Genomic DNA, 15745 nt, shown 5'->3' with positions numbered 1-15745 from the left:
CCATGCGCCGTCCGCCACGCACCCTCACCTTCCACCAGCGCGGTGGCATGTCGGTCACCATGATGCTGGTGATGGCCGGGCTGGTGACGATGCTCGGCCTGGTCGAAGTGGGCTACCTGCTCTGGGCCAAGCGGGACGCGCAGAAGGTGGCCGACCTGGCCGCGCTGGCAGGCGCGCAGCGCCTGGACCTGTGCACCTCCGGCAACAGCGACAATACCGCCGCGCGGCAGAACGCGCTGCAGGAGAACCGGTTCGGCGGCCAACTGGATGTGCGCTGCGGCAACTGGAATGCCAACCATCCCACTGCCGATCACTTCATCGGTACCGTCAGCGTGGAGAATCCGCGCAATGCGGTGAAGGTGGTGGCGCAACGCAGCGTGCTGCCGTTCTTCGGCGCCCACGCACAGCTGCCCACGGTCAGCGCCCAGGCGGTGGCCAAGCGCACGGCACCGTCGGCGGTGTTCAGCGTCGGATCGCAGCTGCTGCGCACCAACGGCAACTCGCCGTTGATGGCCACCCTGCGCCTGGTCGGCCTGGATGTGAGCAACGCCACGGTGCTGTCCTACGACGGCCTGGCCCAGGTGAGCGTCACGCCTTCGGGCCTGCTGAAGGCCCTGGGCATCCCGGTGGAGGCCAACCTGAGCGTGGCCGACTTCAACCGCCTGCTGTCGGTCAACAAGATCTCGTTGGCGCAGCTGGTCGATGCCACCGCGGTCGTGCTTGGCCGTGACAGCGCCGTGGCCGCGCAGCTGCGCGCGCTTGGCAGCCTGGTGTCGACCGGGCTGGACATCAACCAGGCCAACATCACCCTGGGCAGCCAGAACGGCGGCGGCGGCCTGTTCGCCGAGGTGATCGCGCCGGATGGCAGCATCGGCAGTGCGCTGGAATCAAAGATCAACGTGCTGGACCTGCTCAATACCGGCATTTCCATCGCCAACGACAACAACGGCGTGCAGGTGCGCGGCCTCAACCTGCTCGGCATCGACGTCAAGGCCGGCGTGATCGAGCCGCCGTCGATCGCCATCGGTGGCGTCGGCGCGCGTGCGTACAACGCCCAGGTGCGGCTGATGGTGGACGTCGACAGCAACCGCGTGCCTGCGGTCGGCGCGCTGCTGTCGCTGCTGGGCACGCGCCTGCACCTGCCGCTGCAAGTGGACGTGACCAATGCGATGGGCACGCTGTCGTCGATCCAGTGCGGCGCCACGCCGCCCACCGCCACGGTCAAGGTGGACTCGTCGGTGCTGCGGGCCTGCGTCGGCAACGTCAACGCGGCCGATGTCTTCTCGAAGAACAACGTGTGCGACGCGACGCTGCAGAACGCGCAGCTGCTCACCCTGCTCGGCCAGCCACTCATCAACAACAAGATTACCCTGCCGGCGTTGACCGACAGCCAGAACCTGACCCTGTCCGCGGGCCAGACCGCTTCCACGCGCATCAATCCGCTGGCAGTGGGCGATACGGTGTCCACCCTGGTCAACGAGCTGCTGCGCGTGCTGTCCGGCATGCTCAGCGGCCCAAAGAGCGACCCCAAGCAGGCCGCCACTGCCCTCGCCGAACGCTACCTGGCCGCCGCGCATCCTGCCGGTGGCCGCTACAACGTCGACAACGTCATCCCACTGCTGCGCGATGGCAGTCCGGCGCAGAACCTCGCCCCCCTGGGCGACTGGACCGTCACCAAAGGCGTGCCCCGGCTCTGCGTACTGGGCCTCACCACGTGCTGGGAAGACGGATCGGTGTGGACCGGCTACCGCACGGCGGTCACCGGCCAGGGCCTGGGCCTGCTCGATGGTGCGCTCGGCGCGCTGCTGGGCGGCCTGCTGATCAACCGCTGCGACAGCCTCGTCACCAACCTGATCAGCTACAACAACTGCGTGCGTGACAACCTGGCCTCCTACATCCAGACCAAGCCCGGCGGTTTCAACGACCCCACCGGCGGCGATGGGATCACCGGTCCCGGCAACGCGGTCAGCTGCTCGGGCCTGCTGTGTACCGTGCTTACGCCGATCCTGTCCGCGCTCAAGCCCGTGCTCAACAGCGTCGGCGCACTGCTGACCCAGGTCCTGGCCGACCTGCTGGGCCTGGAACTGGGCCGTACCGACGTCAGCATGCAGTCGATCCAGTGCAATGCCGCCCAGCTGGTGTATTGACCCCTGTCCGGTGCGGTTGGCGGCTGCTGCACCCATGCTAGACTCGCGGCGGGGAACCACATTCATTTCAACCACACTTCGTTCGTGGATGGTCTAGACATGCGAGAAACTTCAGGGGGCACCGTCTTCGCCCGGTATCCGCGCGGCGCGGCACTGCTGGCCATGGCCATGATCGTGGTGGCACCGCCGGCACTGGCAGCACGCGGCGATCGCGAAGCGGCGGCCGAACCGGTCCGCAGCGGGCCGGTGGTGCGCAACACGGTTGACGAACTCAAGCAGTTGATGGATGCGAACCAGCTCACCGAGCTGCGCACCACCTACAACGGCAACTACGGCGCCAGCCTGCTGTTCAATGCCAGCACCCTGACCTACTACGTGGCGCTGTTCCAGGAAAAGAACTTCTGGCGCGTCATCAAGACCGATGCGGTCGACAACGCCGAACGCGTCTACCGCACCTTCGTGCAGCAGACCGAGCAGCTGGCCCAGGTCTACATCGACACCACCCGCCTCGAAGCAGGCAAGCGCTACACCGAGCGCCTGGTGTCCTACAACGAAGAGCGCCTGCGTACCCTGCAGCTGGAAATGGAGCAGCAGCAGGCACAGTCGGCCCAGGTCAGCGCCTCCCTGCAGCAGGCCCAGCAGCAGGCGGTCAGCCTGAGCACCGACGTGCAGAGCACCAACAACCAGCTGGATGCCCTGCAGCGCCGCATCCAGATCCTGCAGGCCGAACAGGGCAACCCGGAACTGAGCCTGCCGAAGGCCAGCGCTTCGGGCGCACCGGCGGCCGCCAGCGACGGCAACTGAGTCACCGGCACCGCACGCACGCAACGGCACCTTCGGGTGCCGTTGTTGTTTCAGGGTTGCTGGCAGGCCAGGCGCAGCGCGTCATCCAGCTGCCGCCGCTGCTGGTAATCCAGCCGACGCGCCCGCGTCATCCTCCGCGCCTGCTCGCGACGCGCCTGCTGACAGCCGGCGGGATCGCGTTCCAGCGTGATCAGCGCACCTTCGCTGCGGCCACTGCGGCCACGCGTGGTTCTGCCTGAGGCGCGGCCAGGCTGCGTCGGCCGCGCCACACGCGACGGTGCCACCTCGCCACTGCCACGCGGCTGCGCCGCCTCCGCCGGCACGTCCCAGCGCCATTCCGCACGCCCCTGGCAGGGCGTCTGCTGGTAGACCGGGTGCGGCCCGTCCACGCATTTGTAGACATGGGGCTGGGCCTGCACCGCACCGGCCAGCAGCCACCCCACGATCATTCCCCACAGTGTCCTCTGCATGCCGCCTCCTCCCTGGCCTGGCTGACATCGTGGCCAGCATCGACCCGGTTCCGCCAGAGCGAAGCGCGTCATCGCGGCCTGTGACCGCCTGCCATCCATCGGACACAGGCGTGCAAGCCACGCGGTGGATCCTGCGCTGTACTGCCGGTACGCCGGCAGCGCGACCGCCGGTGTCTTTCCCCTACCGCCAAAGGAACCTGCAATGAGCAACTTCGTAACCGTCAAAGACGGCGCCCGCATCTTCTACAAGGACTGGGGCACCGGCCAGCCGATCGTGTTCGCGCATGGCTGGCCGCTGTCGTCCGACGCGTGGGACCCGCAGATGCTGTTCATGGGCCAGAACGGCTACCGCGTCATCGCCCATGACCGCCGCAGCCACGGCCGTTCCAGCCAGACCTGGGACGGCAACAACATGGACACCTACGCCGATGACCTGGCGGCGGTGATCGAAGCCCTCGACCTGAAGGACGCGATCCTGGTCGGCCACTCCACCGGCGGTGGCGAAGTGGCGCACTACATCGGCCGCCACGGCAGCAAGCGCGTGGCCAAGGTGGTGCTGGTCGGCGCCGTGCCGCCGCTGATGCTGAAGACCGATGCCAACCCGGCCGGCACCCCGCTGGACGTCTTCGACGGCATCCGCCAGGGCACCGGCGGTGACCGTTCGCAGTTCTTCAAGGACCTGACCACGCCGTTCTTCGGCGCCAACCGCGATGGCAACAGCGTCACCCAGGGCATGCGTGATTCGTTCTGGCTGCAGGGCATGCTGGGCGGCGTCAAGGGCCAGTACGACTGCGTGCACGAATTCTCGGAAGTGGATTACACCGAAGACCTGAAGAAGATCGACGTGCCGGCCCTGGTCGTGCATGGCGATGACGACCAGATCGTGCCGTTCGATGCCTCGGCCAAGCTGTCCTCGCAGATCATCAAGGATGCCGAACTTAAGGTCTACGCCGGCGCCCCGCACGGCCTGACCATCACCCACGCCGACCAGTTCAACGCCGACCTGTTGGCGTTCGCACGCAAGTGACGCGTGGCGGCGGCGCCGCAATGGCGCCGCCGCTGATGCATTGTAGCGCCGGGCCATGCCCGGCGGCCGAACACCGAATCCGCCGGGCACGGCCCGGCGCTACCCTTCAGATATCGCTGTGGTGGTGCGGAACGCCGGCTGCCGGCAGCGGGTCATGCCCGCCCACGAAGTGCCGCACCACTGGCGCACGTTCGCCGCGATGCAGGCCGCGCAACACTTCCTGGATCGCCTTGTCATCGGCGGTGATGCGTTCGTGCTGGCGCAGGTGCTCCAGCCACGAGGCAGTCACGAAATACTCCAGGTGGATGCCCGGCGTCGCCACGTCCTCCACCACGCCCCAGACCACTGCACCATCGCGGCGGCGGATCGTGCCCAGCGCGCGCATCTGTGCCTGGAAGGCGGCGCGGTCAGTTGCATCGATGCGGTATTCCACCGTCACCAGCACCGGTCCACGGTCATGCGACACCGGCACCGACAGCTCGGGTGCGGGCCAGTGCCCGGCCGGGCGCAGGTTCAGTTCCTCGGTACCGGCAATGCGCACGCGCCAGACCAGCAGGCCACCGATCACCGCACCCGCAGCAGCCACCAGCAGCGCAAGCTCCGGCGAGGTGCGCTGCGCCAGCGCGCCCCAGCTCAGGCCACCGGCGGCCATGCCAGCCGAGAACACCATGATGTAAAGGGCCAATGCACGCGCGCGCACCCATGCCGGCACCGCGGTCTGCGCAGCAATCTGCAGCGAGGACAGCACGGTGATCCAGGCAAAGCCATTGACCAGCATCACCAGCGGCAGCACGTACCAGCTGCGGGTCAACGCCAGGCCGACCAGGCTTGCCGCCAGCGCCAGGGTCGCCAACAGCACCAGCAGGTCGCGGTCGAGCTTCGCACGCAGCTTGGGCAGCAGCAGCGCGCCGCCCACTGCACCAATGCCGATGCAGCCCAGCAGGATGCCGTACTGCCCTGCCCCGCCGTGCATCTGGCCACGGACCACCACCGGCAGCATCGCGTTCATCGCTGCAGCAAAGAAGAAGAAGCCAACCGATTTGATCAGCACTGCCTGCAGGCGCCCGGCACGGCTGGCATAGCGCAGGCCGGCCTTCAGGCCCGCGCCGAACCCTTCAGGCGGCAGGCTCGAAGCCTTCGGATCGCGCTTCCAGCCCCACACCACGAACAACATCGCCGCGAACGTGATGGCATTGAAGCCGAATGCCCAGACCGCGCCCAGCTGCGCCACGATGACACCACCGATGGCCGGGCCGATCGACCGGGCGATGTTGATGCCGATCGAGTTCAGCGCCACCGCCGAGGCCAGCATCGGTTGCGGCACCAGCTCGGAGACGATGGCGGCCTGTGCGGGCATCGCCATCGCCGCGCCGCAGCCCATGCAGAAGGTCAGCACCACCAGCAGGTTCGGGCTCAGGTGGCCGCTGGCGGTCAGCGCTGCCATCACCGCCGCCACCAGCAGCATCCAGCCCTGGGTGAACAACAGGTACCTGCGGCGGTCGACGATGTCGGCCAGCGTGCCGGCAACCAGCGCCAGCAGCACGATGGGCACCGTGGTGGCCGACTGCACCAGGGCCACCATCAGCGGCGAACCGGTACGTTCGGCCATCACCCAGGCGGCGGCAACATCATTGACCCACGTGCCGATGTTGCTGGCGAGGATGGCCAGCCACAGTGCGCGGAACATGCTGATCTTCAGCGGGGACCAGGCACCGGCAGTCTGTGCGGGTGCCTGCGGCGGGGTTGCGTTCACCATGGCCTTGCTCCAACGATCGATGCGCCCACCGTGCCCGCGGCACCGGCGTGGTTCAGAACGCGAAACATGAGCATCCCATCGCACCCCAGAACGCGGTCAGGTCATCGGTAGGGGCTGCGTGCTGCGCGGCATGGCCGTGGGCGCCGTGGGTGCTGCAGGCCACGCCGTGATGATGACGGTGGGCGGCGGCCAGGCCGGTGGCGGTGCCGCCGACGTGGTAGCCACCGAATCTGTTGACCGGCGACCAGTCCGGCATCGCCGGCGGCAGCTGTGGGGCCAGGCCAGCGTAGTCACCATCGGCATGCACGATGCGGCCACCGACCACGGTCAGCAGGCTGGTGATGTCGGCGATCTGCGCATCATCGACACGGAAGAAATCGGCCGACAGCAGGATGAAGTCGGCCAGCTGGCCTTCCTTCAGCGTGCCCTTCACGGCTTCGTCGCCGGAGAACCACGCGCTGCCCTGCGTCCACAGGCGCAGGGCCTGTTCGCGCTCCAGCAGGTTCTCGTCGCCATACAGCGCCAACCCACCCACGGTGCGTCCGGTCACCAGCCACGACAGCGCCACCCACGGGTTGTAGCTGGCCACGCGGGTCGCATCGGTACCGGCACCGACCGGCACGCCTTCGGCCAGCATGCGCTTGACCGGCGGTGTGTGCCGCGCGGCCTGCACGCCGTAGCGCTCGACGAACGCCTCGCCCTGGTAGGCCATGCGGTGCTGCACGGCGATGCCGCCGCCCAGCGCACGGATGCGCTCGATGTTGCGCGGGGTGATGGTTTCGGCGTGGTCGATGAACCAGTGCAGGCCATCGAACGGCACCTCGCGGTTCACCTGCTCATACACATCCAGGATGCGGGTGATGCTCTCGTCATAGGTCGCGTGGATGCGGAACGGCCAGCGCTTCTCGACCAGCAGCTTGACCACATCGTGCAGCTCGGGCTCCAGCTCCGGCGGCAGTTCGGGGCGTGGTTCGCTGAACAGCTCGAAGTCGGCCGCCGAAAACACCAGCATTTCGCCTGCGCCGTTGTGGCGCAGCAGATCATCGCCCTGGCGCGGCTGCAGGATTTCGCTCCATCCGCGAAAATCGTTGACCTCGTTGCCCTTGTTCTGGGTGAACAGGTTGTAGGCGATGCGCACGGTCAGCTGGTCATCGCGATGCAGCTGCTCGATGACCTGGTAGTCCTCGGGGTAATTCTGGAAGCCGCCACCAGCATCGATCACCGAGGTGATGCCCAGCCGGTTCAACTCGCGCATGAAGTGGCGGGTGGAATTGGCCTGGTACTCGATCGGCAGGCGCGGGCCCTTGGCCAGCGTCGCGTACAGGATAAGCGCGTTGGGCTTGGCCAGCAGCAGGCCGGTCGGGTTGCCCAGCGAGTCACGCACGATCTGGCCGCCCGGCGGGTCCGGTGTTTCCTTGGTGTAGCCACAGGCACGCAGCGCCGCGCGGTTGAGCAGCGCGCGGTCATACAGGTGCAGCAGGAACACCGGCGTATCCGGTGCGATGTCATTGAGCTCCTGCAGCGTCGGCAGGCGCTTCTCGGTGAACTGCGCGGCGGTGAAACCACCGACCACGCGCACCCATTGCGGCGCCGGGGTGCGGTCGACCTGGGCCTTCAGCATGGCCATGGCATCGGCCAGCGAGCGCAGGCCGTCCCAGCGCAGCTCCAGGTTGTAGTTCAGGCCACCGCGGATCAGGTGGGTGTGGCTGTCATTGAGGCCCGGCACAATGCGGCGGCCCTGCGCGTCGAGGATGGTGGCCTCGTTGCCCCACTCGCGCATGATCTGCTCGTCGCTGCCGACAGCGGCAATGCGGCCGTTCTGCACGGCCAACGCCTGCGCATGCGGCTGCTGCGGGTCAAGGGTGGTGATGCGGGCGTTTCTGATGACCAGCGTGCTCATGCGACGCTCCTTCGGTGTGGAATCAATGGCCGCAGCGGCACCGCCGGCCAGCCCCAGCGCCATCGCGGCGCCGCTGGCCAGCACGACGTTGCGTCGGCCAGGGTCGAGGGGGGAAGAACTCATGCAATGTCTCCAGCACGCGCCAGGCCATCGAGCGCCCAGGCGCCCGGACCGGCCAAGGCGATCGCCAGCAGTGCCAGCGTCCACATCAACGGGTACTCGGTGCCGCCGCGCATCCAGAACCAGCCCTTGGGCAGGGCCAGCAGCGCGGTGAAGGCAATGAACGCGGCCGCGAGCAGCGCCGCACCACGGGTCTGCCAGCCCAGCAGCACAGCCAGCCCGGACGCGACCTGCAGCAAGGCCAGCAACAGCGGCAGCGGGGCCACCGCTGGCAGGCCAAAGCCGCGCAGCTCGCCGGCAAACCCGGCCAGGCCAGGGCCACCGAACCAGCCGAACAGTTTGCCCAGCGCATGTGGCAGCAGGAAACCTCCCGCTGCCACGCGCAGGATCAGCAGGGCAAGGTCCAGGCCGTGCCCGCTGTCCATGTTCAGTGGCCGCCTTCCTGCGCGCCGAACATGGTCTTGGCGTACTGGATGCCGATGCCGTAGCCGCCGGCGTGGTCGCGGGCGATGCCGGTGGTCAGGCCATAGGTCTCGCCGCGTGCCCAGTCGCGCTGCAGTTCCAGCAGGTACTGCACGCTGGTGATCGGGCGCGCGCCGGCCTGCACCATGCGGGTGATGGCACGCTCGTGTGCTTCGTCGCTGACATCACCGCAGGCATCGGTGATCACGTAGACCTCGAAGCCCTGCTCCAGCGCCGACAGGGTCGGGCCGACGATGCACACGCTGGTCCACAGGCCTGCCAGCACCAGGCGCTGCTTGCCGATGCGGTTGATCTCATCGATCACCGGCTGGTCTTCCCAGGTGTTCATCGAGGTGCGGTCGAATACGGCCTGGCCGGGGAAGATCTGCGGCAGTTCCGGGAACATCGGGCCGGAGAACGACTGCTCGGCAACCGTGGTCAGCACCACCGGCACGTTGAAGCCCTTGGCACCCTTGCTGATCAGCGACACGTTGTTGCGCAGCGCGGAGATATCGATGGTGTGGGTGGCGAACGCCATCTGCGACTGGAAGTCGATCAGCACCAGGGCGTGGTCGGTCGGGGAAAGCAGGCCCTTGGCAGGCGTGGCGGTAGCGGTGGTCATGGGTGGGTTCCAGTAGTGGGCGGGGCAACAGAAGAGGGATGGACAGCGGGCAGGTGCAGCGCGGCATCACCGGCGAGGTACTGCCCGGGGCTGCACCCGGTCTCGGCACGGAAGCTGCGGACGAAATGGCTCTGGTCGAAGAAGCCCAGGTGCTGGGCCAGGCGGGACATCGGCTGGTCCGCGGCCGACAGCAGCTGCCGCGCGCGTTCGATGCGGCGGCGGCGCAGATAGCGCAGCGGGCTCGCACCGGTGCCGGTGCGGAACAGCCGCACCAGGTGGAAACGGCTCACGCACGCGACTTCGGCCAGCTCGGTCACCCGCAGCGGCTGCGACAGGTGCGCGTCGATGTAATGCAGTGCGCGCTGCAGGGCGGCAGCCTGGTGCGGCGCCAGCGCGGCGGCAAGGACGACGGGCGGTGTAGCTTCGGCCATGACAGAGCACCGCGACGGGGTGTCCCATGGTGCGATGGCCGGCGCCGGCGCCGTACCCCCGTCGGTCGTGGCTGCCACTCACCCATTCGGGGGAGGCCGCCGGCCCAGCCGGCGCCGGCCGAACTGCCGCGCATCCAGCGAATAGGCGCCCGGCCCCAGCAGCAGCAAGGCCAGCGGCAGCGCCAGCAGCGGCAATGCCGCGCCCTGCAGCCACAGCCCGGCACAGGCCAGCACGGCCGACAGCGGGGTCAGCCAGCCCAGTACCAGCAGTGCCACGCCGAGCGCGCACAGCACCACCAGCCCGCCGTCATGCAGGCCTGGCGCGCACAATGCACCGGCCAGGCACAGGCGCAGCCAGAGCAGGCCCAGCCCGGGCCCGCGATCGGGGAACATCACGAACAGCCGCTGCATCCTCAGCCTCCGCCACTCCATTGCCGGCGTGATAGCTGATCCGGCGGCCACCGCGCCTACCCCGTTCGGGTCACCCTGGCCTGCCCCGCACCTGCCAGAATGCTGCCCATGCGTGGCCGCCCCTTCCCCTTCCTGCGTCGCCTGCCGGCGTTGCTGACGTGCCTGCTGCTGATCGCCCTGCCCGCCTTCGCCGAGCAGCGCCCGGCCGTGGCCAACGGCATGCCCGGCTACCAGCACACGGCATGGCGGGTGGGCCAGGGGGCGCCCGGCGATATCTGGGACATCGCCCAGGACCACCAGGGCATGCTGTGGCTTGCGACCGGTTCGGGGCTGTACCGCTTCGACGGCCGTCGCTTCGAACGACAGTCGGCACCGGCCGGTTCCGCGTTCCCGTCCACCAACATGGTCAGCCTGGCCGTGGATGCCGACGACAGCCTGTGGATCGGCTACTTCCAGGCCGGCATCAGCCAGCTCTCTGCGGCGCACCTGCACAGCTTCGGCCGTGGCCAGGGCGTGCCAACGGGCGTGGTGCCGCACTTCAGCCGTGACCGCGATGGCCACCTGTGGGCGGCCATCAACGGTGGCCTGCGCTGGTTCGACGGCGTGCACTGGCGTGCGTTGCCCGTCGGCAGCGGCGTTCCCGAGCGCCGCGTGCAGTGGCTGCTGCATGATCGCCACGGCACGTTCTGGGTGCTGGCCGATCTGAAGGTCTGGCGACGGCCAGCCGGTGCCAGCACGTTCGAGGACACCGGGATCGCCGTCTCGCAGATGGCCTCGCTGGCCGAAAGCCCGCGCGGCGAGATCTGGCTGGCCGACCGCAACCGGGGTACCTCGCCACTGGGCAACGCGCAGGGCCTGCTGCCTGCCGCCGAGCGCGAGGCGCGGCGCCTGCCCGAGCTGGTCGCAGCGCGCCTGCAGTTCACTGCCGATGGCGCGCTGTGGGCCACCATGAGCCCGCACGGCGGCGTAGCAAGGGTCACTTTCGAAGGTGACCAGGCCACGCACATGGAGCGCTTCGATACGCCGCAGGGCCTGACCGCGACGTCGGCGGTGCCGGTCCTCCTCGACCGCGAAGGCAATCTCTGGGTCGGCACCAACCTCGGCCTCAACCGCTTCCGCGCGCGCAGCGTACAGGCCCTGGCGGCCGGCCCCACCGATCCCTACCGCTCGCTGTTACGCGCCAGCGACGGCCGCGTGTACGGCTATGGCGAGGATCTGAAACCCTACGACCTGCGCCGCTCACTGCTGGGCGAGCGCGCCGCGCAGCTGCAGGAGGCCGCGCGCCAGGCGCCGACACCGCTGTGGCAGTTCGACTGGATCAACCTGGTCCGCACCGTCAACGGCCACCCAACCCGCATTCCGTCGCCAGCCCCGTACACCGGTCAATCCCTGCAGGCGGTGCTGTTCCCAAACGATGAGGAGGCCTGGGCCTGTGTCGGCGAGCGCGGCGTCCTGCACTACCAGCGTTCGCAGTGGTACGACCAGGCGCGCCTGCCCGAGCAGGCATGTTCGACGATGGCGATGGGCAGCGATGGTGCCCTGCTGCTGGGCTATGCCGATGGCCGCCTGCGGCGCATGGATGCCAGCAGCGTGGCGACCTTCGATGCGCGCCAGGGCCTCGCCGTCGGGCCGGTGACCGCCCTGCTGCAGGACCAGGACATGCTGCTGGTGGCCGGCGAAGCCGGGCTGGCCGCGCGCATCGACGAGGCCCCCTTCAGCGAAGTGCGTACGGATATGGCGGGCGTGCTGGAAGGCATCACCGGCATGGTCGCCGATGCGCACGGGCGGCTCTGGCTCAATGGCAGCCGCGGGCTTGTGCGACTGGACCGCGCGGCCCTGCGCGATGCCGTGCGCAGTCATCAACCGGTGGCACCGCGGCTGTTCGATGCCGTGGACGGCATGCCTGGCATCGCCCTGCAGAGCGGCCCGATCCCCACGGCCGTCCAGGCCGCCGACGGCCTGCTCTGGCTGGCCACCAACCAGGGGTTGGCATGGCTGGACACCAACGCCGCGCACCGCAACACCCTGGCACCCGGCGTCCGCATCGGCGATGTGCTGTACGGCGCCACCCAGGCACCGCTGCGGGAAGGACTGCGCCTGCCAGCCGGCACCACCCAGCTGCAGATCGACTATGTGGCGCTGTCGCTGGCCCGCCCCGAACGCAACCGCTACCGCTACCGGCTGACCGGCGTGGACGAGGGCTGGCAGGACGCCGGCAGCAGTACCCGTGCCTATTACACCAACCTGGCCCCGGGCACGTACCGCTTCGATGTGGAGGCGGCCAACGAAGACGGCGTCTGGAGCACAGCCCCGGCCAGCCGCACCTTCAGCATCGCCGCCACGTTCGTGCAGACGGTCTGGTTCAAGCTGCTGTGCGCTGCGCTGGTGCTGGCGGCGCTGGTACTGGCCGTGCGCATCCGCAGTGGCCAGTTGGCCGCGCTGTTCCGTGCCCGCCTGCAGGAACGCCATGGCGAGCGCGAACGCATTGCGCGCGACCTGCACGACACCCTGCTGCAGGGCAGCCAGGGACTGATCCTGCGCCTGCACGCCATCAGCCAATCGGCGCAGACGCCGGACAGCGTGCGCACCCAGCTGGAATCGGCAATGCAGCTGGCAGAGCGCAACCTCGCCGAGGGCCGCGAACGGGTCAACGCCCTGCGGGATGGTCCGTTCGCCGGCCGTGACCTGGCCACCGCGCTGGCCGACGTGCACGCCGAATACGCCGGCCAAGGCACCAACCCGCTGCGGCTGACCGTGGAGGGCACACCGCCGCCACTGCAACCCGACGCGGTGGAAGAGGTGTTCCTGATCGGCCGCGAAGCGATCCGCAACGCACTGCGCCATGCCGAGGCCAGCGCCATCGAAGTGGAGCTGTCCTACGGCAGCCGTTGTTTCCTGCTGCACGTGCGCGATGACGGCGTGGGCATCGCCGACGACGATGCCGGCCATGGCCACTGGGGCCTGCAGGGCATGCGCGAACGCGCGCAACGCCTGGGTGCCGAACTGCAGCTGTGGACCCGCCCGGGACTGGGCACCGAAGTGGCGCTGGCGGTCCCCGCACGGCGCCTGTATCACCGCCGGCCGCCGCCTTGGCGCTGGCCCTGGAGCAGAAAACGCGATGACTGAATCCCCTTCCCCGATCGGCGTGCTGGTGGTTGATGACCACCCCCTGCTGCGCGACGGCCTGGCCGCCCTGCTCGGCGCGCAACCGGACCTGCGCCTGCTGGGCGAAGCCGCCGATGGCGAAGAAGCGATCGCGCGCTATCAGGAACTGCAGCCGGACGTGGTGCTGATGGACCTGCAGATGCCGCGCCTGGACGGCGTGGAAGCGATCGTGCGGATCCGTGCGCTGGATCCGCGCGCACGCATCATCGTGCTGACCACCTACCGCGGCGATGTGCGCGCGGTACGTGCGTTGCAGGCCGGTGCCAGCGCCTACCTGCTCAAGGACATGCTGCGCCACGAGCTGGTGGACACGATCCGCACGGTGGCTGGCGGCCGGCGCGCCGCGATTCCGCCGGCCGTGGCAGCGAGCATTGCCGCGCACGTGGTGGAGGACCGGCTGTCGCCGCGCGAGACGGAGGTGCTGCGGCACGTGGCCGGCGGCCTGTCGAACAAGCGCATTGGCGAGCGGATGCAGATATCCGAGCAGACGGTGAAGGCGCACATGAAGAGCCTGATGGATAAGCTGGGCGTGGGTGATCGCACGCATGCGGTGACGCAGGCGCTGCGTCGCGGGATCATCAGCCTGGATGACACCGGCCACGATTGAACGCGGGGGTTTTCTGCAGGGCTTGCAGCCCTGCACCTGCTTCAAGCCGAAGCCGAAGCAAGATCAAAAACAGCTCTGGATTTCTGCTGGTTGGGCGGGCCGGTGTGGATGGTCAGGACACGCCGTAAACCCATCCATGGGGGCTCGATGGCGCCATCCATGGCGCCAACGGTCCTGCCCACCCACACCGCCCCACCCCGACAATTTCACTCGGCTGTTGGTAGGTGCCGACCGTTGGTCGGTACATCTGTCAGATATCGAATGAATTCATCCACGCATGGCGTGGATCTACCCCGGCCGGCTGTTGGTAGGTGTCGACCGTTGGTCGGCACATCTGTCAGACATCGATATCCGACCCCGTGCCGACCAACGGTCGGCACCCACCAACAGCAGCAGCATGTTCTGACAGATCGCGGAGAACTGTCGAAGGCGGGGTGGGTCCGGTTGAGGGGGTGTGAGCGCCATGGATGGCGCGACCAAGCCCCCATGGATGGGTTTACGGCGTCCCCCTCAACCGGACCCACCCCGCCAACCCAAAGGAACCCAGCTTCTGCCGTTGCTCTGGCTCCTGCAGGTGCAGGGCTGCAAGCCCTGCAAAACAAACAAACCTACCTCAACCGCACCAGCAGGCTGCTGCCCGCACACACCACCGCCAGCCACGCCACGCCGTGCCAACCCCACTGCGCCAGCGCAAGGCTGCCCAGCGCGCCGCCCGCGGCCATGCCGATGAACATGCCCGTGAACAACAGCGCGTTGAGGCGGCTGCGCGCCGGCGGTACCAGGCCGTAGACCAGGGTCTGGTGCGCCACCAGCGCAGACTGGAAACCGAAGTCGAACAGCAGCGCGCTCACCACCAGCAGCGGCAGCAGCGCCGCAGCCGGCAGCCAGCTGTCGGCCAGCAGCAGGCCAAAACCCACCAGCGCCACGGCAATCGCCAGGCGCGCCACCGCATGGCTGCCCAGCCGGTCGGCGTAACGACCGGCGAACGGTGCCGCCAATGCACCCGCCGCACCGGCAATACCGAACGCACCGGCCGCGGCGCTGCCCAGCCCCAGCGTCGCGTGCAGCATCAGCGCCAGGGTCGACCAGAACGCACTGAAACCTACCGCCAGCAGCGACTGGCTGGCCACCGCGCGCCGCAACTGCGGCTGCTCGCGCCACAACTGCAACAGCGACCCCAGCAGCGCGGGATAGCGCAGCGTGCTGGTCGGTGCGAAGCGCGGCAGCGCCTTGGCCATCACCGCGCCCATCGCTGCCACCGACACCGCAGCCAGCACGAACTGCGTGCGCCAGCCCCAGGCTTCGGCCACCACGCCACTGACCACGCGCGACAACAGGATGCCCAGCAGCAGACCGGTCATCACCCGGCCGACGATCTGCCCGCGGTGCGCGTCCGGGGCCAGCACCGCAGCCGCCGGCACGATGTCCTGGGCCAGCGTGGCCATCAGGCCCACCAGCAGGCTGGCCACCAGCAGCCCCGGCAGTTGCCCGGCCCACGCGGCGGCGGCCAGCGCCACGGACAGCAGCACCGACTTCAGCAGGATCAGGTGGCGACGATCAAAGCGGTCACCCAGCGGGGCCAGCAGCAGGATGCCCAGCGCATAGCCAAGCTGGGTCAGGGTCGGCACCAGGCCGACGCCACGCTCGCTGGCACCCAGGTCCTGGGCGATCAGGCCCAGCATCGGCTGGCTGTAGTACAGCGATGCAACCGAGAAACCGGCACCGGCGGCCATCGCCAGTACCAACGGGGCCGAAGGAGCGGCCGTCGGCGTGGCGGTCACGGAAACAGAGGAGGTGGACATTCGGCAACTCCGGGGGAGGAA

13 protein-coding genes are annotated in these 15745 nt (G+C 68.7%); 5 read left to right on the top strand and 8 right to left on the bottom strand.

Translation table 11 applies throughout. The features are described from left to right. Positions 1 to 2: 2 nt before the first annotated feature. Together C1926_RS14940 and C1926_RS14935 are read left to right on the top strand one after the other, a co-directional pair. Positions 3 to 2147: a TadG family pilus assembly protein gene (locus tag C1926_RS14940; RefSeq protein ID WP_108759718.1), complete on the top strand. Its 2145-nt coding sequence runs from the start codon at positions 3 to 5 to the stop codon at positions 2145 to 2147. A 99-nt stretch (positions 2148 to 2246) separates the two neighbouring features. Further along, positions 2247 to 2951, top strand: coding sequence for a DUF2968 domain-containing protein (locus tag C1926_RS14935; RefSeq protein ID WP_108759717.1), 705 nt, complete (start codon positions 2247 to 2249; stop codon positions 2949 to 2951). 50 nt (positions 2952 to 3001) lie between these two features. On the opposite strand, the gene C1926_RS14930 is transcribed toward C1926_RS14935, so the two are convergent. After that, positions 3002 to 3421 carry a hypothetical protein gene (locus tag C1926_RS14930; protein ID WP_108759716.1) on the bottom strand — a complete coding sequence of 140 codons (420 nt, stop codon included), beginning with the start codon at positions 3419 to 3421 and terminating at the stop codon, positions 3002 to 3004. Between the two features lie 202 nt (positions 3422 to 3623). Here C1926_RS14930 and C1926_RS14925 point away from each other — a divergent pair, with 202 nt between their 5' ends. Continuing rightward, positions 3624 to 4448: an alpha/beta hydrolase gene (locus C1926_RS14925; RefSeq protein WP_108759715.1), complete on the top strand. Its 825-nt coding sequence runs from the start codon at positions 3624 to 3626 to the stop codon at positions 4446 to 4448. Positions 4449 to 4554: 106 nt separating this feature from the next. Here the strand turns inward: C1926_RS14925 and C1926_RS14920 are convergent, their stop codons facing one another. From C1926_RS14920 to C1926_RS14895, 6 genes are all read right to left on the bottom strand, one after another. Beyond that, positions 4555 to 6204: an MFS transporter gene (locus C1926_RS14920; RefSeq protein WP_108759714.1), complete on the bottom strand. Its 1650-nt coding sequence runs from the start codon at positions 6202 to 6204 to the stop codon at positions 4555 to 4557. Between the two features lie 52 nt (positions 6205 to 6256). Beyond that, entirely contained in the window at positions 6257 to 8104 is a 1848-nt protein-coding gene (locus tag C1926_RS14915) for an amidohydrolase (protein ID WP_174214129.1), read from the bottom strand. A 119-nt stretch (positions 8105 to 8223) separates the two neighbouring features. Then, on the bottom strand, positions 8224 to 8649 hold the full coding sequence (locus tag C1926_RS14910) for a DoxX family membrane protein (protein WP_079222172.1): 426 nt from the start codon (positions 8647 to 8649) through the stop codon (positions 8224 to 8226). A gap of 2 nt (positions 8650 to 8651) precedes the next feature. Further along, positions 8652 to 9308 (bottom strand): hydrolase, encoded by a 657-nt coding sequence (locus C1926_RS14905; protein ID WP_079222173.1) that lies wholly within the window; start codon positions 9306 to 9308, stop codon positions 8652 to 8654. After that, positions 9305 to 9739 (bottom strand): AraC family transcriptional regulator, encoded by a 435-nt coding sequence (locus C1926_RS14900; RefSeq protein ID WP_108759712.1) that lies wholly within the window; start codon positions 9737 to 9739, stop codon positions 9305 to 9307. Before C1926_RS14900 ends, C1926_RS14905 begins: the two co-directional genes overlap by 4 nt. A gap of 78 nt (positions 9740 to 9817) precedes the next feature. Continuing rightward, positions 9818 to 10150 carry a hypothetical protein gene (locus C1926_RS14895; protein WP_108759711.1) on the bottom strand — a complete coding sequence of 111 codons (333 nt, stop codon included), beginning with the start codon at positions 10148 to 10150 and terminating at the stop codon, positions 9818 to 9820. A 99-nt stretch (positions 10151 to 10249) separates the two neighbouring features. On the opposite strand from C1926_RS14895, the gene C1926_RS14890 reads away from it, so the two are divergent. Then, positions 10250 to 13276, top strand: a complete 3027-nt coding sequence (locus C1926_RS14890; RefSeq protein WP_108759710.1) for a sensor histidine kinase — start codon at positions 10250 to 10252, stop codon at positions 13274 to 13276. Beyond that, complete coding sequence (locus C1926_RS14885; protein WP_108759709.1) at positions 13269 to 13922, top strand: response regulator transcription factor; 654 nt, start codon at positions 13269 to 13271, stop codon at positions 13920 to 13922. Before C1926_RS14890 ends, C1926_RS14885 begins: the two co-directional genes overlap by 8 nt. Before the next feature lie 608 nt (positions 13923 to 14530). Here the strand turns inward: C1926_RS14885 and C1926_RS14880 are convergent. Then, positions 14531 to 15724, bottom strand: coding sequence for an MFS transporter (locus C1926_RS14880; RefSeq protein WP_108759708.1), 1194 nt, complete (start codon positions 15722 to 15724; stop codon positions 14531 to 14533). Positions 15725 to 15745: the final 21 nt, after the last annotated feature.

This window comes from Stenotrophomonas sp. ZAC14A_NAIMI4_1 (assembly GCF_003086915.1).
Lineage (GTDB): Bacteria > Pseudomonadota > Gammaproteobacteria > Xanthomonadales > Xanthomonadaceae > Stenotrophomonas.
The sequence above is the reverse complement of the archived record's forward strand: the minus strand, read 5'-3'. Positions and strand labels throughout refer to the sequence as shown.

Excerpts from the sequence above, each read along its gene's own strand:
- C1926_RS14930 (WP_108759716.1), bottom strand. The coding sequence starts at position 3,421 with ATGCAGAGGACACTGTGGGGAATGATCGTGGGGTGGCTGCTGGCCGGT.
- C1926_RS14880 (WP_108759708.1), bottom strand. The coding sequence starts at position 15,724 with ATGTCCACCTCCTCTGTTTCCGTGACCGCCACGCCGACGGCCGCTCCT.
- C1926_RS14915 (WP_174214129.1), bottom strand. The coding sequence starts at position 8,104 with ATGAGCACGCTGGTCATCAGAAACGCCCGCATCACCACCCTTGACCCG.
- C1926_RS14885 (WP_108759709.1), top strand. The coding sequence starts at position 13,269 with ATGACTGAATCCCCTTCCCCGATCGGCGTGCTGGTGGTTGATGACCAC.
- C1926_RS14890 (WP_108759710.1), top strand. The coding sequence starts at position 10,250 with ATGCTGCCCATGCGTGGCCGCCCCTTCCCCTTCCTGCGTCGCCTGCCG.
- C1926_RS14900 (WP_108759712.1), bottom strand. The coding sequence starts at position 9,739 with ATGGCCGAAGCTACACCGCCCGTCGTCCTTGCCGCCGCGCTGGCGCCG.
- C1926_RS14895 (WP_108759711.1), bottom strand. The coding sequence starts at position 10,150 with ATGCAGCGGCTGTTCGTGATGTTCCCCGATCGCGGGCCCGGGCTGGGC.
- C1926_RS14920 (WP_108759714.1), bottom strand. The coding sequence starts at position 6,204 with ATGGTGAACGCAACCCCGCCGCAGGCACCCGCACAGACTGCCGGTGCC.
- C1926_RS14905 (WP_079222173.1), bottom strand. The coding sequence starts at position 9,308 with ATGACCACCGCTACCGCCACGCCTGCCAAGGGCCTGCTTTCCCCGACC.
- C1926_RS14925 (WP_108759715.1), top strand. The coding sequence starts at position 3,624 with ATGAGCAACTTCGTAACCGTCAAAGACGGCGCCCGCATCTTCTACAAG.
- C1926_RS14940 (WP_108759718.1), top strand. The coding sequence starts at position 3 with ATGCGCCGTCCGCCACGCACCCTCACCTTCCACCAGCGCGGTGGCATG.
- C1926_RS14935 (WP_108759717.1), top strand. The coding sequence starts at position 2,247 with ATGCGAGAAACTTCAGGGGGCACCGTCTTCGCCCGGTATCCGCGCGGC.
- C1926_RS14910 (WP_079222172.1), bottom strand. The coding sequence starts at position 8,649 with ATGGACAGCGGGCACGGCCTGGACCTTGCCCTGCTGATCCTGCGCGTG.